Below are 18,246 nucleotides of genomic sequence, written 5' to 3'. Positions count from 1 at the left end.
ATGCAGGTATTGAACGTCGTCTCCATCCTTTCTGCCCGGGAGGGCGGTGGCAATGCGGAACGTACCATGCAACTGTCGCGCGCGATTTCCGCCGCCGGCGTCGGTTGCACTGTCCTGACGCTGGACATTGGCGACCCGCACGCGCGCCAGCCGCAACTGGGCGACGCCGAACTGGTGGTCCTGCCGACTTTGAACAAGCGTTACCAGGTCCCGCGGCTGCGCTGGAAGGCTGTTGAAGCACAGGTACGAAAGGCCGACGTAATCCACTTCATGGGCTACTGGAGCCTGCTGGCCGTCTTCGTGTTCCTCGTCGCCAGGCGCACCGGTGTGCCGTATGTCGTCAGCCCGGCCGGCGCCCTTGCAATCTTCGGCCGCTCCAAAGCACTGAAGCAATTGTTCAACCTTGTGTTCGGGCGGCGCTTGTTGCGCGGGGCTGCAGGGTGGATTGCGGTTACGGCCGGGGAGTTGCCGGATTTCGAGAGCCACGGCATCGACCCAGCCCGGGTGAAAGTGCTGCCTAACGGTGTGGTCGAGTCAGAATTCGAACCTGTGCCGGGCGTCTCCTTGCCGTGGCCCGGGATGATCGCATCGGACTCGTGCATCCTGTTCATGGGAAGGCTGGATCCGATCAAGGGCCCGGACCTGCTGCTGGAAGCTTTCATCCGGATCGCGCCCCAATTTCCCGGCGCCACGCTGGTATTTGCCGGCCCGGATGGCGGCTTGCAGGCCTCGCTTGAACAGCGTGCGCGCGAGGCGGCGCTGGCGCAGCGGGTGCACTTCGCGGGCTTCGTCTCCGGTCCGATGAAAACCGCGGCCTATCGCGAGGCAAGCATCCTGGTCGTTCCGTCCCGGCGCGAAGCAATGTCGATCGTGGCGGTCGAAGCCGGCGTCTGCGGCACTGCGGTCCTGATGACGGACCAGTGCGGACTGGACGACGTACGCGAGATCGAGCCGCGACTGGTGGTGCCGGCAACAGTGGAAGGCCTGGCAAGCGCCCTCTGCTTTGCGCTGGAGGACAAGGAGCGGCTGCAGGCATGGGGGGAGCGCTGGCAGGATATCGTCCGCCAACGCTACCTGTGGCGCGACATCGGACAGCGCTTTGCCGACTACTTGTCGATGCTGGCCCGGCAAAGGAGGACTTGAGTGCGCCTGCTCGTCCTGTCCCAGTACTTCTGGCCCGAATCGTTCCGCATCAATGAATTGACGGCCTCGCTCGTCGAACGAGGGATACAGACCGACGTCCTGACCGGCAAGCCAAATTATCCGGATGGCCAGGTCTTCCCTGGTTACCGCGCGGGCGGATGCACCCAGGAAAGCCGGGGCGGAGCGCGCATTTTCCGTGTTCCTCTGTTTCCGCGTGGCCGCAAAAGCAGGATACGCCTTGCCCTGAACTACCTGTCCTTCGTTGTCTCCGGCGCGGTGTTCGGCCCGTGGCAACTACGGGGCGTGCGCCCGGACGCGATCCTCGTCTATGCACCGTCTCCACTGCTGCAAGCATTGCCTGCCTTGCTGATCGGCCGTCTCAAAGGTGCTCCGGTGGTCCTGTATGTGCAGGATCTATGGCCCGAAAGCCTCGAGGCTACTGGCTACGTGAGCAGCCGTCCCATCATCTGGATGGTGGAACAGTTGGTGCGATTTATCTATCGCCGCGCGGACCTGATTCTGATATCGTCGCGGCCATTCGAGGCCTCGATCAAACGCTTTTCGCCTCGCGCCCGCATCATTTACTATCCGAATTCGGTAGACGCTTCGTTTTGCAATCCGGACACGGGCCTGCAACCAAAGGTGACGGAACTGGAGGACGGCTTCTCCGTCGTCTTTGCCGGCAATGTCGGTTCGGCGCAGGCGGTGAGCGTGATCGTCAAGGCCGCCTCGCTGCTCAAATCGCAGCCCGGGATTCGACTGGTGGTGTTGGGTTCTGGTAGCGAACTGGCATGGATGCAAGAGCAGAAACAGTTGCTCGGCCTCGACAATCTGTATCTGGCCGGGCGATTTCCGGTCGAGGCAATGCCTTACCTCCTGTCGAAGGCATCGGCGCTCCTGGTGACACTCGCCGCCCGCCCGATTTTCGCGGCAACCGTGCCGAGCAAGGTCCAGGCATACATGGCGGTGGGAAGGCCCATCATTGCGTGCATGAACGGTGAAGGAGCCCGGCTGGTCGAGGAAGCGCGTGCGGGGCTGGCGGTGCCGGCCGAAGATGCAGAAGGGCTGGCAACGGCCATTCTCCGGCTTTTTGCGATGCCCGCCGGAGAGCGGGCCCAGCTGGGAGCCAATGGAAGAACCTACTATCGCGAGCATTTCGACAACGACAAGCTCGTCTCGGAGCTGATCTCGCATCTGCAGGACGCGATTGGGAACAAATCATGAAAGTATTAATACTGGGTGCAAACGGAATGTTGGGAAGCATGATGCTGCATGTGCTCTCCGAAAGGCCGGAATGGAATGTGACCGGCACCGTGCGCAGTGACGCCGGCAAGCAGAAACTCGGCGCCTCCCTGGCAAACAAGCTCATCTCCGGCATCGACCTGACCAATACCGATCACGTGGCCGCGCTGTTCGATCGCGCCCGGCCGGATGTGGTCGTCAATTGCGCGGGCCTGACCAAGCATCTGCCCGAGGGCAATGCACCGATTCCGGCGCTGACGGTGAATGCGCTGCTTCCGCATCGGCTTTCACAGCTTTGCCGCCTGGTCGGCGCGCGACTGGTCCACGTCAGCACGGACTGCGTCTTTTCAGGAAAAACCGGGAATTACCGGGAAACCGACCAGCCCGACGCCAGCGATGTCTATGGACAAACCAAGCATCTCGGGGAAGTTTCCGGGCCCGGCATGATCACGCTGCGCTCCTCCATCATTGGCCCTGAACGGGGAAGCCAGTACGGCCTGCTCGAATGGTTCCTGGCCCAAAGCCAGTGCAAGGGGTTCAAACGGACGATATTTTCCGGCCTGCCCACGGTAGAATTTTCCCGCCTCGTACGCGATGTGATCATTCCGCGGCCTGAGCTTTACGGGCTGTATCACGTCGCCTCCCGGCCCATCGACAAATACTCGCTGCTCTGCCTGATCGCCCGCACATATGGCAAGGACACGAAAATCATGCCGGACGACGAACATGTGCTCGACCGGAGCCTGAACGCCGACCTGTTTACTTCGGTCACCGGATACCATCCTCCGGAATGGCCTGAACTGGTGCAGATGATGCACGACTATAAAATCTAGTAGAGGTTGTTAGATGTTTGACGACAAAGTATTGATGATCACAGGCGGGACCGGTTCATTTGGCAACACGGTCCTGAATCGGTTTCTGGATACCGGCGTGAAGGAAATCAGGATCTTCAGCCGCGACGAGAAAAAGCAGGAAGACATGAGGATTGCGCTGAACAATCCGAAGCTGCGCTTCTACATTGGCGACGTCCGGGATCCGGACAGCGTTTCGCAGGCAATGAAAGGCGTCGACTACGTTTTCCATGCCGCCGCGCTGAAGCAGGTTCCGTCCTGCGAGTTTTATCCGATGGAAGCGGTGCGCACCAATGTGATTGGCACCGAGAACGTGCTCAACGCCGCCACTGCGAACGGCGTGCAGCGGGTGGTGGTGCTCAGCACCGACAAGGCCGTCTATCCCATCAACGCCATGGGAATATCCAAGGCGATGGCAGAGAAATTGATGGTCGCCAAGGCCCGGCTCCAGGCCGCGGGCGAGACGGTGTTCTGCGCGACACGTTATGGCAACGTGATGGCGTCCCGGGGTTCGGTCATACCGCTGTTCGTGTCGCAACTGAAAGCGGGCAAGCCGGTCACCGTCACCGATCCGAACATGACTCGATTCCTGATGTCCCTCGAGGATTCCGTCGACCTGGTGCTGTACGCATTCACGCACGGCCGGCAGGGCGACATTTTCGTACAGAAGGCACCGGCTTCCACCGTCGGCGACCTGGCGGAGGCGCTGAAGGACATGTTCGGCGCAAAGAGCGAGACCCGGGTGATCGGCACGCGCCACGGCGAAAAGCTTTACGAATCCCTGATCTCGCGCGAAGAGATGGCCCATGCCGAGGATATGGGCGGCTACTACCGGATACCGGCCGACAATCGCGACCTGAATTATGCAAAATATTTCAGCGAGGGCGAGGAGACCATCTCCCATCTCGACGACTACACCTCGCACAACACGCAGCGGCTCGATGTCGAACAGGTCAAGGCCTTGCTGCTGAAGCTGGACTATATCGAGAAAGAACTCCGTGCTTAAAGTCATGACCATTGTGGGCACACGCCCCGAGCTGATCAAGATGTCGCGCGTGATCGCGGAGTTCGACCAGCACACGAAGCATGTGCTGGTGCACACCGGGCAAAACTACGATTACGAATTGAACCGGGTATTTTTCGAAGACCTGGGGATACGCGAGCCCGACCATTTCCTGGAAGCGGTCGGCGACAACGCTGCGCAAACCATCGCGCGAGTCATCGAGAAGTCCGATGCCGTGATGGAGCAGGAAAAGCCGGATGCGCTGCTGCTGTATGGCGACACCAATTCCTGCCTTGCCGTGATCGCCGCGAAACGACGCAAGATCCCGGTGTTTCACATGGAAGCCGGAAACCGCTGCTTCGACCAGCGGGTGCCCGAGGAACTGAATCGCAAGGTGCTTGACCACCTGAGCGACATCAACCTCGTGCTGACCGAGCACGCGCGGCGATACCTGATCGCCGAAGGCATACCGCCGGAGACGATCATCAAGACCGGCTCCCACATGCGCGAAGTGCTGGACTACTACCGGCCGGGCATACAGGCCTCGGACGCGCTCGATCGCATGCAACTGGAAAGCGGGCGCTACTTCATCGTCAGCTGCCATCGGGAAGAAAACGTCGACACGCCGCAGAACCTGCGCGACTTGCTGGAGACGCTGAACGCCTTGGCCGCGGCTTGGGACGTGCCGGTGATCGTATCCACCCATCCCCGTACCCGCAAGCGGCTCGACGCCATGGACCTCGGACCGATAGACCCGCGGATCCGCTTCCTGAAACCGTTCGGGTTTTCCGATTACGTCAGGCTGCAGATGGAAGCGCTGTGCGTGGTCTCTGACAGCGGCAGCCTGACTGAAGAGGCATCGCTGCTCAATCTTCCTGCGATCACCATCCGTCACACGCACGAGCGTCCGGAGGGAATGGACGTGGGCACGCTGGTGATGACCGGCCTGAAAAAAGATCGCGTGCTTGATGCGGTCAGGGTGGTCGTCGCCCAGCACGACCGTACGGTACGCGTGATGCCGCCGGTTCCGGACTACGAGGCCGGGCCTGTCTCCAAGCAGGTATTGCGGGTGGTGCTGAGCTACGTCGATTACGTAAACCGCACCGTGTGGTCCAAACCAGTCTGAAGCGAACCAGCGAAACGAGAATGTCAGCTGTCCTGGTCACCGGAGCCAACGGATTTGTCGGCCGCACACTCTGCCAATGCCTTGAGGCAAGCGGCAAGCAGGTCAGGCGCGCCGTGCGCCGTCCCGGCCCGGGCGCAGATGTCGTTGTTGGCGACATCGGGCCTGCGACCGACTGGCAGCTTGCGCTGGAAGGATGCAGCACGGTCATCCACCTCGCCGCGCGCGTGCACGTGATGCAGGACACCGCCACTGACCCGCTGGCAGCCTTTCGTGAAGTGAACACGCATGGCACGCTGAACCTGGCCCGACAGGCGGCCCGACAAGGGGTGCGCCGGCTGGTCTTCGTCAGCAGCGTAAAGGTAAATGGCGAAAGCGGGGCGTTCACCGGTCGCGACCAGCCTGCGCCCGAGGACCCGTACGGATGCTCCAAGGCCGAAGCCGAGCTGGGCTTGCAAGCCATCAGCAAGGAAACGGGCATCGAGATCGTCGTGGTCAGGCCGCCGCTGGTCTACGGCCCCGGCGTTGGCGCAAATTTCCTGCGCCTGGTTCGGGCAGTTGAGCGCGGACTGCCTTTGCCGTTCGGCGCCGTGGAAAACCGCCGCAGCCTGGTTTACATCGGCAACCTGGCCAGTGCGATTGCCATCTGCGCAGACCACCCCGCTGCGGCCGGAAAAACCTACCTTGTCAGCGACGGCAGCGATGTCTCGACCAGGGAACTGGTGCAGTTGATTGCTCGACAGTTGGGCCGTTCGCCACGTCTGGTGGGCGTACCCGCTCCCCTGCTCAGGCTGGCGGGCCGTATCTTTGGCAAGCAACAGGAAATCGAACGGCTGCTGGGCTCGCTGACCGTCGACAGCGGGGAAATACGGCGCGACCTGGGCTGGATCCCGCCCTTCACGCTGCAGCAAGGCCTGGAGCAGACAATTGAATGGTATCGCCGGACTGACGATCGATGAAACGCACTTTCGACCTGTTGCTCGCCATTGTCGCGGGCCTGATCCTGCTGCTGCCGCTCGCCGCCGTCGCATTGGCGATTCGACTGACCTCACCCGGCCCGGTGCTGTACTGGAGCGACAGGATAGGACGTGGCAATCACATATTCCGCATGCCGAAGTTTCGTAGCATGCGCGTTGGCACGCCGGCTGTGGCCACGCATCTGCTTGCCAACCCGGAAGCCCACCTGACCCCCATCGGCTCCTTCCTGCGAAAATCGAGCCTGGATGAACTTCCGCAACTGTGGAGCATCTTCAATGGCGACATGAGCTTCGTCGGTCCCCGGCCCGCCCTGTTCAACCAGGATGACCTGATCGCGCTGCGTACCGAGCAAGGCATTCATGAACTGGTCCCCGGCCTGACTGGATGGGCGCAGGTAAATGGGCGGGATGACCTGCCTATCCCTGACAAGGTCAAGCTGGACGCGGAATACCTCCGTTCCCGCTCTTTCCTGCTGGACCTGAAGATCCTGTGGCTTACCGCCGCCAAGGTCCTTGCCCGGGATGGCGTTTCGCACTGAACCGCGACATTAGCCGGCCAAGTGCCGGCGAGTACTTGCTATCGCGGCGATGCAGGCAATCTCCGGCCTGCCGCTTCGCCAAAGCCGTCGCCTTCGTTGCCATTTTCCAGATGCACCCAATCGACGATATCGCCGCTCGGGCTGTAGCCGGATACGAGTTGCGCCAGTAACTGGCGCATCACACCCACATCATTGATTTCGAGCGCCATCCGTAGCGCCTGCAGCTTTTCTTCCAGTTCACGCAATGGCAGGAAGCTTTCGCGAGCGCGCATGATTCGCGGGTGGGACGTCGCCTGCGGATTGTCACCGATCAGCAGCTCTTCATACAGTTTTTCACCCGGCCGCAGGCCTGTGATGTTGATGGCGATGTCGCCGTCCGGATTGCATTCGTCCTGTATCGTCAGCCCGGACAGTTCCGCCATGCGCCGCGCAAGGTCCACGATACGCACTGGCTCGCCCATATCGAGCACAAACACGTCTCCGCCTTTGGCCATCGCACCGGCCTGGATCACGAGTTGGGCCGCCTCGGGGATGGTCATGAAATAACGCGTGATATCCGGATGGGTCAGCGTGATCGGGCCGCCGTCCTTGATCTGCTGCCGGAATTTCGGCACCACGGAACCGGAGGAGCCCAGCACATTGCCAAATCGGACCATCGAGAGCTGGGTGCCCCGCTTGCCTGATTTCCCTTCATCGACCTCGGCTGACAGTGCCTGCAGCACCATCTCCGCCAGCCGCTTGCTTGCTCCCATTATGTTGGTGGGCCGCACCGCCTTGTCGGTACTGATCAGCACGAAATCGCTGGCGCCGGCATCGATCGCCGCCTTCGCGGTCGTATAGGTGCCAAACACGTTGTTCTTGATCCCCTCCGCAGGATTGTGCTCGACCAGCGGAACATGCTTGTAGGCAGCAGCGTGGTAGACGGTATGCGGCCGCCACGTGAGCATCACTTCCCGCATGCGCTCCTCGTCCTGCACCGAAGCAAGCAATGGCACCAGCTTCACGCCGGACAGTCCCTCCAGGACCAATTTTGCCAGCAATTCCTGATGCATCTCATACAAGGCGAATTCGCTCTGCTCGACCAGCAGCAATGTATGAGGCACCTGCATCACGATCTGACGGCAGAGTTCACTCCCGATCGACCCGCCGGCGCCCGTGATGAGCACTACCTTGCCCCGAACGTTCTTGCCCAGCAGGATATGGTTCGGCGTTACCGGATCACGTCCCAGCAGATCCTCGATCTCCAGCTCATGCACGTCTGTGGTCGAGACACGTCCCTGTGCAAGGTCGATCAGGGTGGGCAGGGTCCGGACTGAAACTTTGGCATCCAGCATCCCGTTGAGTATCTCGTTGCGCCGCTTGCGGGTCGCGGACGGAATGGCCAGCAGCACGTGGCTCACGCCAAGGGATTCGACCAGGGCGGCAACGTCATCCGGGCTGTATATGGGCAAGCCATTGAGCACGTTACCCTGCAGGCGGATGTCGTCATCCAGAAAACCGATGGCTTGCATTTCGTGACTATTGACCATCGCTGTGGCCAGTTCACGGCCTGCGCTGCCCGCGCCGTAGATCAGCACCTTCGGCAGGCGCGCACGCTGCAAATGGCTGCGATACATTCCGCCCAGCCAGAAAGTAGCAAGAGCCCGCGATGCGCCGACGGCGAGCAGGAGCAGGATTGGCTGTATCAGCCCTATCGTACGTGGCACGCCATGCATGCCAATGGCGGTAAAGATCGTGGCGTAAGCCAGCCCGTACACCAGGATTGCCTTCGTCACGGCCAGCAGGGCCGGCCATCCTGAGTATCGGAAGATCGCCCGGTAGAGCCCGGAGACGATGAAAATGGGCAGCGCAATACCGATCGAGGCCAGCAGCGCCTGCATGCCGTCGCCTCGCATGGAAGTCCATTCACCAAGGCGAAGGTAAAAAGCGAGCCACACCGTCAACGCACAAAGACTCGCGTCGACGATGAGTACCAGCAGCCGCTTGGCTAGGCGGGGAAGAGCAAGGACAGGGACAGCGACGCGTTGAAGGGACATCGAAATTTGAGTGAGTTGTTGGAGCGCCGCCCCGGAGTTGCCAGGCCAGCCCGTTTATTCAACGCGTCTGAGTCGAGCGGCCGGAATGGCCATGCGAACTGGCTTGCTGAGCAATTCGATCAGCACAAGCGCGCGGGCATCGCCATCCAGCATCTGGTACACCCCTTCCAGGCCTGCGAAAGGACCAACTGTGCAGCTAACCCGGTCGCCCGGCGTGAACAAGGTACGAGGCGGCTGTGCTTCGCGAGCCTGGAGCGACTCTATCAAGGTGTCGTCTATCCGGGCAGGCTGGTTGCCAAATGTAACAAGCCGGGAAACACCTTTTGTGGAACGGATAGGAGTCCAGCTCTTTCCGGTCACGGACGAATCAAGGCGTACGAACAAATAGCGTGGGAACAATGGCTCTTCAGCCATCTCCACACTGCCACCCCGGACCATCTGCATCCGCAGCACCGGAAGGAAACACGAATACCCTTGTTGCTCCAGATTCTGCAGGGCCCGAAATTCCTGACGTGGCTTCGTATGGACAACGTACCAGAACATGGAGAAACCCGATCGGGTAAAAGCCCGATTCTATATCGGCCACGGCCAGTGATCAAACCAAGGGTACCAAACGAACAACGAACGCGAGAACACACCGGGGGAAGAATGGAGGGGAGCAATGCGCCGGTCGTGGGATGGAATCGGAACAGTTCGCGCAAATCACCTGAAGGTCGCGCCCCTGCGCGTCCCGTCCCACGGCCGCCGCACTCTCTGGAAAGAGCATAGCGGCCGCCGCTGGCAAGGCTTTGTCGTCTGTCAACTGCAAACGCACCGAAAATCAAGCGAAGCAAGCCGATAGGCCGGATTCTGTTACGGCGACCGGCGAACCGGGCGCTATGACAGCCATTCATCTAGGCCTGCGATTGCTCGCAGGCTCAAGCTTCCTACCCGCACGCTCAGCGAGCAGCATCATCGCGTGCCTATTTGGAATTGCTCCGGGTGGAGGTTACCGCGTTTCACCCTTCGTGAGCGTTACCGGCTTGCGCCGCGCTCCCGAAGACTCGTCTCTGTGGCCCTGTTCCGCGCCTCACGGCGGACGGTCGTTAGCCGTCACCCTGCTCTGTGGAGTCCGGACCTTCCTCCCGCGCGAACTTGCATTCGCGCCAGCGGCTGTCTGGCTTGCTTCGGCAGTCATTGTATCCCACCGCCGGCCCGGCCGGTGTGCGGCCCGCGCCACCTCGATACGGACCGGCCGGCTTCGTCCCGGCGCGGGACCACGGACAGGCGAACCGCCTGCTCGGCGCGCAAGCGGAACACGGTGTCGACATCCAGGCCGGCCGGAACCCGCCTGGCAGTCACGATCAGGGTCAGGATGCCCTTCAAGCCATTGATGGCGTCCAGCAGACGCTTGCGACAGCCGGCGCGCAGTCCGGCGAAACAGTCATCCAGGATCAGGACGTCCGGCCGCTTCAGCAACGCGCGGGCAACACCGACGCATTGGCGTTCGACGAGATCAAGCAGCGCACCGCCCTCGCCGATGTCGGCGTGGTAGCCGTCGGGGTGCGCGCCCAGGGTCAGGTGCAGGTTCGCCAGCTGGCAGGCCTGCACCATGCGCTCGACATCGGCGTCCGGATTTGCCAGGCGCAGGTTGCTGAAGACCGATCCGCCAAACAGCATGGGCTCCCGCGGCACGAAGCCGATGCGGGGGCCCGGTCCAGGCAGTGGGTCGGCACACCAGCCGCCGACCCGGATCAGGCCCGACCGGGGCACATGGAGACCGCAGAGCATCTGGAGCAGCGTGGTCTTGCCGCACCCTGCCTCGCCCACCACTGCCGCCATCTCGCCCGCCCTGACATGCATGCACAGCCCCTCGAACAGCGCAGGCGCCTCCTCCGTATAGCCGAAACAGACACGATCGAGCACCACATCACCGGCGGAACGATTGTCCGGCTGTTTGTTCGGTTTCATCGATGAAGGGAAATGAGTATCAGGAAGGGCAAGGTAATCAAAAACCGCCCGCGCCGAACGCCATATTCATGGGATTTTTTGGAAGTATTAGTAATTGCACTTCCGGGGAGACGGTCAGCGAACGGAATGGCGAATATCGTCCTTGGCCATACGCGACACTACGGTCGCTCCCTCCCTTTCAAGGGGAGGGAGTTATAAGGTCGATCAGCCGTTGCGCACTTGCTGCGCCGAAAAACTGCCTGTCAGCTGAACTTGCTGAAATCCGCCTTGCGCTTCTCGAAGAATGCCGTAAAGGCTTCCTTCGCCTCGGGCGCCGTCAGCATGGCACTGAAATGGCTGGCTTCCTCGGCAATGACTGCCGGCAGGGTCTGGACCTGGGTGCTCTTCATCAGCCGCTTGGTGATACGCAGCGACGATGCCGGCAGTGCGGCCAGCGCCAGCGCCCTGGCGCGTGCATATGACGCCAACTCGCCCACTGGCAGGACCTTGTTGACCAGTCCCATCTGCAGGGCCTCTTCCGCTGAAAACGCTTCGCCAAGCAGCAGCTTTTCTGCGGCCCGATGATAGCCGGCCATCTGCGGCAGCAGGGCGCTGGAGGCAAATTCCGGGCACAGCCCGAGCTGGGTGAACGGCATCGAGAAGCGCGCATTGTCCGCCGCGTAGACCAGGTCGCAATGCAGCAGCATGGTAGTGCCGATGCCGACCGCCGGCCCGGCAACGGCGGCAATCACCGGCTTGCTGGCCTGCGACAGGTTGCGCATGAACTGGTACACCGGGCTGTCCGCGCCTTTGGGTGGCGTGCGCAGGAAGTCGTCCAGGTCGTTGCCGGCGGTGAACACCTCGGGCTTGCCCTGGAACAGCAATGCCCGCACTTCCGGATCGCGCTCGCCGTCGGCAATTGCATCCGCCATCAGCTGGTACATCACCGCAGTGATGGCATTTTTCTTGTCGGCCCGGTCGAACTCGATGACGAGTATGCCGTCTGCCTTGTTGATCGCAACGCTCATGTCCCCTCCCTGAAAAAAAGGCCGTACGACACAGGAATCGTACGGCCGCTACTGTTGCAATTGCCGGTCAGAGGCGCTCGAAAATGCCGGCGGCACCCATGCCGGTGCCGACGCACATGGTCACCATGCCGTACTTGAGGTTACGGCGCCGCATGGCGTGAATCGTCGTCGCGGCGCGGATCGCGCCGGTAGCGCCGAGCGGGTGGCCCAGCGCAATTGCGCCGCCCAGCGGATTCACCTTGGCCGGATCCATGCCCAGGTCGTTCATCACGGCCAGTGCCTGTGCGGCAAAGGCTTCGTTCAACTCGAACCAGTCGATCTGGTCCTGGCTCAGGCCGCCGGCGCGCAGCGCGGCCGGGATCGCCTCCTTGGGACCGATGCCCATGATTTCCGGCGGCACGCCGCGTACGGCGAACGAAACGAATCGCGCCAGCGGCGTCAGGTTGAACTGGCGCAGTATTTTTTCGCTGACCAGGATCAGGGCGCCGGCGCCGTCCGAGGTTTGCGAGCTGTTGCCGGCGGTGACGCTGCCCTTTGCAGCGAATACGGGCTTGAGCCGAGCCAGCGCTTCCAGGCTGGTGTCGGCGCGCGGACCTTCGTCGTCCGACACGGTGCGGGTGACAATGTCCACTTGGCCGTTTGCCAGGTTGGGAAATTTTTCGACAATCTCGACGGATGTCATCTCGTCGGCCCGCTCGCCGCTTTGCTGGGCGGCGATCGCTTTCAGGTGCGACTCCAGCGCGAATTGATCCTGCGCTTCGCGGCTGACCTTCCACTGCTTGGCGACGTTCTCCGCCGTCAGGCCCATGCCATAGGCCATGCCGACATTTTCATCCTTGAAAATGCCCATGTTCATGGAAGGATGATGGCCCATCATCGGCACCATCGACATCGACTCGGCGCCGCCGGCGATCATCACATCGGCCTCGCCGACGCGGATGCGGTCGGCGGCCATGGCGATCGCCGTCAGGCCGGATGCGCAGTAGCGGTTGACGGTCACGCCGCCCACCGAGCGCGGCAGGCCGGCCAGCAGCACCGCCATGCGCGCCATGTTCAAGCCTTGTTCAGCCTCCGGGAACGAACAGCCGATGATCGCGTCTTCGATCAGCGCCGGGTCAAGGCCGGGGACCTGCGCCACGGCGGACTGGATGGCCCGCACCAGCAGGTCATCCGGACGGACATTGCGGAACATGCCGCGCGGGGCCTTGCCGATCGGTGTGCGGGTTGCCGCTACGATGTAGGCGTCCTGAAGTTGTTTGCTCATTTGATGCTCTCCTGATTCGTTTGCGAGCCGCGCCAGCTCAGTTGCGCACCGGCTTCCCGGTCTGCATCATGCCCATGATGCGCTCCTGGGTTTTCGGGTGGCTCAACAATTCCATGAAGGCCTTGCGCTCAAGATCGAGCAGCCACTGTTCGTCGACCATGCTGCCCGGTTCGATATCGCCGCCGCTGACCACGCTGGCGATCATGCTGGCCAGTTTGTAGTCATGCGCCGAGATGAAACCACCGTCGCGCATGTTGACCAGCTGCGCAGTAATGGTCGCCATGCCGTAGCGGCCCGTGACCGGCACCAGCTTGCGTACCGGTGGCCGATATCCTGCCTCGTACATCGCGCGCGCCTGGCTGGTGGCCACGTGCAGCAGTTCATGCGGGTTGTAGACGATCACGTCGTCGGCGCGCAGGTAGCCCATCTGCTGCGCTTCCAGCGCGGACTTCGACACGTTGGCCATCGCGGCATTGGTGAAACCGGACTTCAGGAACTGCAGGATGTCGTTGCCCTTGGCCTCGGCTGCTGCGCGCAACGCCGCCTCCTTCAGGCCGCCGCCGGCCGGTATCAGGCCGACACCCACCTCGACCAGGCCGATATACGATTCGAGCGACGCCACCCGGCGTGCGGCGTGCATCAGCAGTTCGCAGCCACCACCCAGGGCCAGTCCGGCCACTGCCGCCACCACCGGCACATTGGCGTATTTCATGGAAAGGTGTGCCTGCTGCAGGCGCGACACTTCAGGTTCGATCGCCTTGACGCCGCCCGACATGAATACCGGCAGCATTGCCTGCAGGTCCGCGCCAGCCGAGAACGCGCCGCCTTCTGCAGCGTCGGCGTTCCAGATGACCAGTCCCTTGTAATTACTCTCCGCTTCGGCGATCGCACGCGCCAGGCCGTCGATGACGCCCGGGCTGATCACATGCATTTTGGTCTTCAGCGACAGCACGAGAACCTCGCCGTCCGGATGCCAGATGCGCACGGCTTCATCTTCGAACACCGTGGTGCCGCCGGTACGGCCGTCGGCCGCGCCCGATCCCAGCACCGGCGCCCGGAATACCTGGCGGCGGTACACCGGCAATTCGGAACTCGCCACGTTGCTGCGGCTTGCAGCAGACCAGGAACCATCGGCGCCGTGCACGCCGGTGCGGCCGTCGAAGACCCAATCCGGCAGCGGCGCCGTGGACAGCGCGCGGCCGGCGTCGATGTCTTCCTTGACCCAGGTCGCGACCTGTTGCCAGCCGGCTGCCTGCCAGCTCTCGAACGGGCCAAGATTCCATCCGAATCCCCAGCGCAGCGCCAGGTCGATATCGCGCGCGTTGTCGGCAATGCTCTCCAGATGGACCGCGATGTAATGGAAGCTGTCACGGAAAATCGCCCACAGGAACTGCGCCTGCGGATTGGTGGAGTCGTGCAGCGCCTTCATGCGCTTGGCAGGGTCCTTCTCCTTCAGGATGCGGCCCACCAGGTCGTCGGCCTTGCCCCCGCCGGCGACGTAGTCGCCCTTTACGGCGTCGATGCGCAGGATGTCCTTGCCCACTTTCTTGTAGAAGCCGGCGCCGGTCTTCTGGCCCAGCGCGCCGGCCTGCACCAGTTGCTGCAGGATGGCCGGGGTCTGGTAGACCGCGAAGAACGGGTCGTCCGCAAGATTGTCCTGCATGGTCTTGATCACATGACCCATGGTGTCCAGGCCGACCACGTCCGCCGTGCGGAAGGTGCCGGACTTGGCGCGCCCGAGCCGGGCGCCGGTCAGGTCATCCACCACGTCGACGCTGAGGCCGAATTTCTGGGCCTCGTGGATCGTGGCCAGCATGCCGAATACACCGACCCGGTTGGCGATGAAATTCGGCGTGTCCTTGGCGCGAACCACGCCCTTGCCCAGCGCCGTCGTAAGGAATCCTTCGAGCTGATCGAGGATGTCGGCACGGGTCGACGCGGTCGGGATCAATTCGACCAGATGCATGTAGCGCGGCGGGTTGAAAAAGTGCACGCCGCAGAAACGCGATTTCAGTTCTTCATCGAAGCCCTCCGACAGGCGGTTGATCGAAAGCCCCGAAGTATTGGTGGCAAAAATCGCGTTGGCAGCGATATGCGGCGCGACCTTCTTGTACAGGTCGTGCTTCCAGTCCATTCGCTCCGCGATCGCTTCGATGATCAGGTCGCAGCCTTGCAGCAGTGCCAGGTCGTCCTCGTAATTTGCGACCTGGATCAGCGATGCGTCGTCACGATTGCCCAGCGGCGCCGGGCTCAGCTTCTTGAGGTTCTCGATGGCACGCAGCACGATGCCGTTCTTCGGGCCTTCCTTGGCCGGCAGGTCGAACAGCACGACCGGCACACGGGCATTGACGCAATGGGCGGCGATCTGCGCGCCCATCACGCCGGCGCCCAGAACGGCCACTTTCCTGACGATGAAATTCGACATAAACAATCCTTGAGAGCAGTGGTATCAGTGCAGTGGAATCAGAACAAAGGCATCAGAGCAAAGGAATCAGAGCAAGTCTGCGTCCAGCGCCATCAGCGTGGCCGAACCGGCACGGGCCTGGCGGATCAGCATCGCCGTTTCAGGGAGCAGGCGCGCAAAATAGAATCGTGCGGTTCCCAGTTTCGACTTGTAGAAGTCATCTCCCGAGTCTTGCTTCTCGAGCGCGATCTTGGCCATGCGCGCAAAGAAGTAGGCGTACACCATATGACCCAGAACGCGCAGGTAAGGCACGGCGGCGGCGCCCACCTCGTCCTGGTTCTGGAACGCCTTCATGCCGATTTCCATCGTCAGCTTGGTCACCTTGTCGCCAAGGTCGGCCAGCGGCGTGATGAACTCGGACATCGCCTCGTCGGTGCCGTTTTCCTCGACAAAGGATTTCACCTGCTCGCCGAACTTGCGCAGCTTGGCGCCGTTGTCCATCAGGATCTTGCGGCCCAGCAGGTCCAGCGATTGCACCGTGTTCGTGCCTTCGTAGATCATGTTGATACGGGCGTCGCGCACATACTGCTCGATGCCGGATTCGACGATGTAGCCATGGCCGCCGAACACCTGCATCGCCTCCGAGGTGGCGATCCATGCGTTGTCGGTCAGGAAGGCCTTGATGACAGGCGTCAGCAGGGCGACCTGGTCAGCCGCATCCTTGCGTACCTCCTCGTCAGGATGGTTGAGTTCCTTGTCGATCTGCAGTGCGATATAGGTGCTGAACGCGCGCCCGCCTTCGGCATAGGCACGCGCCGTCAGCACCATGCGACGCACGTCCGGATGCACGATGATCGGATCAGCCGGCTTGTCAGGCGCTTTCACGCCCGACAGGCTGCGCATCTGCAGGCGCTCTTTGGCGTAGGCCAGGGCATTCTGGTACGCAACCTCGGTCAGGCCCAGCGACTGCATGCCCACGCCCAGGCGCGCGGCGTTCATCATCACGAACATCGCGTTCAGGCCCTTGTTCGGCTGGCCGATCAGCCAGCCGGTGGCGCCGTCCAGGTTGATCTGGCAAGTGGCATTGCCGTGTATGCCCATCTTCTCTTCGATCGCGCCGCAAAAAACCGGGTTGCGGGCGCCGAGCGTGCCATCCGCATCGGGAAGGAACTTCGGGACCAGGAACAAGGAAATGCCGCGCGTGCCGGTGGGCGCGTCCGGCAGCCGTGCCAGCACCAGGTGAATGATGTTGGCCGCCATGTCGTGTTCGCCGGCGGAGATGAATATCTTGCCGCCCGTGATCTTGTACGAGCCGTCGGCCTGCGGCTCTGCCTTGCTGCGCAGCAAGCCCAAGTCAGTGCCGCAATGCGGCTCCGTCAGGCACATGGTGCCGGTCCACTCGCCGGACACCAGCCTGGGCAGGTACAGCGCCTTCTGCTCGGGAGTGCCGTGCTCGTGCAGGCACTCGTAAGCGCCGTGCGACAGCCCCGGATACATGGTCCAGGCCTGGTTGGACGCGTTCAGCATTTCGTAGATGGCGTTATTGATCACCAGCGGCAGGCCCTGGCCGCCGTACTCCGGATCGCAGGACAAGGACGGCCAGCCCGCTTCCACATACTGCTGGTAAGCCTGCTTGAATCCGGTGGGCGTATGCACCTCGTGGGTTTCCTTGTCCAGCCGGCAGCCTTCCCGATCACCGACGTGATTCAGCGGGAACAGGACTTGCGAGGTGAACTTGCCGCCCTCATCGAGGACCTGGTTGATGATGTCGGCGTCGATTTCAGCGTGTTTCGGAAGCTGCTTGAGTTCGCTCTGGACATCCAGCAGTTCGTGCATCACGAACTGCATGTCACGCAGCGGCGGAACGTATTGACCCATGGATTTCTCTCCTGAATGGAATATTGTGCAGATCAGGCAGCGTTCTTGCGAACCGCAGCCTTCGTCGTTTTCGCAGGCACATCTCTTGCGGCTGGCGCACCGTAATTGCGGCAATCGGCAATCAGGCGTGCAAAGCCGGCCTCGGCGCGTTCGACGCTGCCGGGCCGCTTGATGAACCGGGCGTCGTGGTGCAGCGCCAGTACCAGTCCGTACATCTCGTAGACCAACTGCCCGGGATCGGTGTCCGGCTTCAGGTGGCCCAATTCAATCGCCTGCTCCACGCACCGGTGCAGCGCGTTTTGCCAGGCCCTGACCATGCCGACCAGCGCGTCCCGGATTTCGCCGGGCCGGTCGTCGTATTCCGCCGCTCCGCTAATGTAAATGCATCCGGAGTCGATCTCGACCGTCACGCGTTTGATCCAGCGCGCAAACATTGCTTCCAGCCGCGGCAAGCCGCGCTCGGCCTGCAGGCTCGGATAAAACACTTCCTGCTCGAACAGGTGGTGGTACAGCTTCAGCACTTCGATCTGCAGGTCGGTACGCGAACCGAAATGCGCGAACACGCCCGACTTGCTCATGTTCATCTTGTCTGCGAGCAGGCCAATGGTCAGGCCTTCCAGCCCATCGCGGCTGGCAAGACTCAAAGCGACATCGAGAATCGCGGCACGGGTGAGTTCGCCCTTGCGCATGAACTTTGTAGTGGTATCTGCCATGGGAATATTTGTGCGAACGTTCGTACTATTATTCAGCGCTCCGAAAATGTCAAAGGACATCGTTAGAGTGGGGTTTCTAAGTATTGGAGTGATTGGCGCAATCGAGGCGCATTGCA

Annotated in this window: 15 protein-coding genes and 1 other RNA gene; 7 read left to right on the top strand and 9 right to left on the bottom strand. The window is 61.9% G+C overall.

The window, feature by feature from the left end; all coding sequences use genetic code 11:
* The 7 genes from FVE66_RS14140 to FVE66_RS14110 are packed head-to-tail and all read left to right on the top strand — an operon-like array spanning position 1 to position 6,878.
* Positions 1 to 1,143, top strand: a complete 1,143-nt coding sequence (locus FVE66_RS14140) for a glycosyltransferase (RefSeq protein ID WP_151448087.1) — start codon at positions 1 to 3, stop codon at positions 1,141 to 1,143.
* Positions 1,144 to 2,367 (top strand): glycosyltransferase family 4 protein, encoded by a 1,224-nt coding sequence (locus tag FVE66_RS14135; RefSeq protein WP_151448086.1) that lies wholly within the window; start codon positions 1,144 to 1,146, stop codon positions 2,365 to 2,367.
* Complete coding sequence (locus FVE66_RS14130) at positions 2,364 to 3,218, top strand: dTDP-4-dehydrorhamnose reductase family protein (RefSeq protein WP_151448085.1); 855 nt, start codon at positions 2,364 to 2,366, stop codon at positions 3,216 to 3,218. Before FVE66_RS14135 ends, FVE66_RS14130 begins: the two co-directional genes overlap by 4 nt.
* Positions 3,219 to 3,231: 13 nt before the next feature.
* The gene (locus FVE66_RS14125; RefSeq protein WP_151448084.1) at positions 3,232 to 4,242 is read left to right on the top strand and encodes a nucleoside-diphosphate sugar epimerase/dehydratase; all 1,011 of its coding nucleotides are present in this window, start codon (positions 3,232 to 3,234) and stop codon (positions 4,240 to 4,242) included.
* Positions 4,235 to 5,365 (top strand): non-hydrolyzing UDP-N-acetylglucosamine 2-epimerase, encoded by a 1,131-nt coding sequence (gene wecB, locus FVE66_RS14120; RefSeq protein ID WP_151448083.1) that lies wholly within the window; start codon positions 4,235 to 4,237, stop codon positions 5,363 to 5,365. The genes FVE66_RS14125 and wecB overlap by 8 nt, the downstream gene beginning before the upstream one ends.
* A 20-nt stretch (positions 5,366 to 5,385) precedes the next feature.
* Positions 5,386 to 6,321 (top strand): UDP-glucose 4-epimerase family protein, encoded by a 936-nt coding sequence (locus tag FVE66_RS14115; protein ID WP_151448082.1) that lies wholly within the window; start codon positions 5,386 to 5,388, stop codon positions 6,319 to 6,321.
* Positions 6,318 to 6,878 (top strand): sugar transferase, encoded by a 561-nt coding sequence (locus FVE66_RS14110; RefSeq protein ID WP_151448081.1) that lies wholly within the window; start codon positions 6,318 to 6,320, stop codon positions 6,876 to 6,878. The genes FVE66_RS14115 and FVE66_RS14110 overlap by 4 nt, the downstream gene beginning before the upstream one ends.
* A gap of 38 nt (positions 6,879 to 6,916) precedes the next feature.
* On the opposite strand, the gene FVE66_RS14105 is transcribed toward FVE66_RS14110, so the two are convergent.
* From FVE66_RS14105 to FVE66_RS14065, 9 genes are all read right to left on the bottom strand, one after another.
* Positions 6,917 to 8,914 (bottom strand): polysaccharide biosynthesis protein, encoded by a 1,998-nt coding sequence (locus FVE66_RS14105; protein ID WP_151448080.1) that lies wholly within the window; start codon positions 8,912 to 8,914, stop codon positions 6,917 to 6,919.
* A 54-nt stretch (positions 8,915 to 8,968) separates the two neighbouring features.
* Positions 8,969 to 9,457: a transcription/translation regulatory transformer protein RfaH gene (rfaH, locus tag FVE66_RS14100; RefSeq protein ID WP_151448079.1), complete on the bottom strand. Its 489-nt coding sequence runs from the start codon at positions 9,455 to 9,457 to the stop codon at positions 8,969 to 8,971.
* A 279-nt stretch (positions 9,458 to 9,736) separates the two neighbouring features.
* An RNA gene (gene rnpB, locus FVE66_RS14095) (RNase P RNA component class A) lies at positions 9,737 to 10,082 on the bottom strand.
* Positions 10,083 to 10,087: 5 nt separating this feature from the next.
* Positions 10,088 to 10,864, bottom strand: coding sequence for an ATP-binding cassette domain-containing protein (locus FVE66_RS14090; protein ID WP_151448078.1), 777 nt, complete (start codon positions 10,862 to 10,864; stop codon positions 10,088 to 10,090).
* 242 nt (positions 10,865 to 11,106) lie between these two features.
* Entirely contained in the window at positions 11,107 to 11,871 is a 765-nt protein-coding gene (locus FVE66_RS14085) for an enoyl-CoA hydratase (RefSeq protein ID WP_151448077.1), read from the bottom strand.
* A gap of 67 nt (positions 11,872 to 11,938) precedes the next feature.
* Entirely contained in the window at positions 11,939 to 13,135 is a 1,197-nt protein-coding gene (locus tag FVE66_RS14080; RefSeq protein ID WP_151448076.1) for an acetyl-CoA C-acyltransferase, read from the bottom strand.
* A gap of 37 nt (positions 13,136 to 13,172) precedes the next feature.
* A complete protein-coding gene (locus FVE66_RS14075; RefSeq protein ID WP_151448075.1) occupies positions 13,173 to 15,560 on the bottom strand; it encodes a 3-hydroxyacyl-CoA dehydrogenase/enoyl-CoA hydratase family protein in 2,388 nt (795 codons plus the stop codon).
* 66 nt (positions 15,561 to 15,626) lie between these two features.
* A complete protein-coding gene (locus tag FVE66_RS14070; protein WP_151448074.1) occupies positions 15,627 to 17,417 on the bottom strand; it encodes an acyl-CoA dehydrogenase C-terminal domain-containing protein in 1,791 nt (596 codons plus the stop codon).
* A gap of 32 nt (positions 17,418 to 17,449) precedes the next feature.
* Complete coding sequence (locus FVE66_RS14065; protein WP_151448172.1) at positions 17,450 to 18,106, bottom strand: TetR/AcrR family transcriptional regulator; 657 nt, start codon at positions 18,104 to 18,106, stop codon at positions 17,450 to 17,452.
* Between the last annotated feature and the right edge of the window lie 140 nt (positions 18,107 to 18,246).

The sequence above is a fragment of the Lacisediminimonas profundi genome, assembly GCF_008831265.1.
GTDB classification, from domain to species: domain Bacteria; phylum Pseudomonadota; class Gammaproteobacteria; order Burkholderiales; family Burkholderiaceae_D; genus Lacisediminimonas; species Lacisediminimonas profundi.
The sequence above is the reverse complement of the archived record's forward strand: the minus strand, read 5'-3'. Positions and strand labels throughout refer to the sequence as shown.

Bases quoted from the DNA above. Each gene is read 5' to 3' on its own strand.
- FVE66_RS14140 (WP_151448087.1), top strand. From the start codon at position 1: ATGCAGGTATTGAACGTCGTCTCCATCCTTTCTGCCCGGGAGGGCGGT.
- FVE66_RS14130 (WP_151448085.1), top strand. From the start codon at position 2,364: ATGAAAGTATTAATACTGGGTGCAAACGGAATGTTGGGAAGCATGATG.
- FVE66_RS14125 (WP_151448084.1), top strand. From the start codon at position 3,232: ATGTTTGACGACAAAGTATTGATGATCACAGGCGGGACCGGTTCATTT.
- FVE66_RS14115 (WP_151448082.1), top strand. From the start codon at position 5,386: ATGTCAGCTGTCCTGGTCACCGGAGCCAACGGATTTGTCGGCCGCACA.
- FVE66_RS14110 (WP_151448081.1), top strand. From the start codon at position 6,318: ATGAAACGCACTTTCGACCTGTTGCTCGCCATTGTCGCGGGCCTGATC.
- FVE66_RS14105 (WP_151448080.1), bottom strand. From the start codon at position 8,914: ATGTCCCTTCAACGCGTCGCTGTCCCTGTCCTTGCTCTTCCCCGCCTA.
- rfaH (WP_151448079.1), bottom strand. From the start codon at position 9,457: ATGTTCTGGTACGTTGTCCATACGAAGCCACGTCAGGAATTTCGGGCC.
- FVE66_RS14090 (WP_151448078.1), bottom strand. From the start codon at position 10,864: ATGAAACCGAACAAACAGCCGGACAATCGTTCCGCCGGTGATGTGGTG.
- FVE66_RS14085 (WP_151448077.1), bottom strand. From the start codon at position 11,871: ATGAGCGTTGCGATCAACAAGGCAGACGGCATACTCGTCATCGAGTTC.
- FVE66_RS14080 (WP_151448076.1), bottom strand. From the start codon at position 13,135: ATGAGCAAACAACTTCAGGACGCCTACATCGTAGCGGCAACCCGCACA.
- FVE66_RS14075 (WP_151448075.1), bottom strand. From the start codon at position 15,560: ATGTCGAATTTCATCGTCAGGAAAGTGGCCGTTCTGGGCGCCGGCGTG.
- FVE66_RS14070 (WP_151448074.1), bottom strand. From the start codon at position 17,417: ATGGGTCAATACGTTCCGCCGCTGCGTGACATGCAGTTCGTGATGCAC.
- FVE66_RS14065 (WP_151448172.1), bottom strand. From the start codon at position 18,106: ATGCGCAAGGGCGAACTCACCCGTGCCGCGATTCTCGATGTCGCTTTG.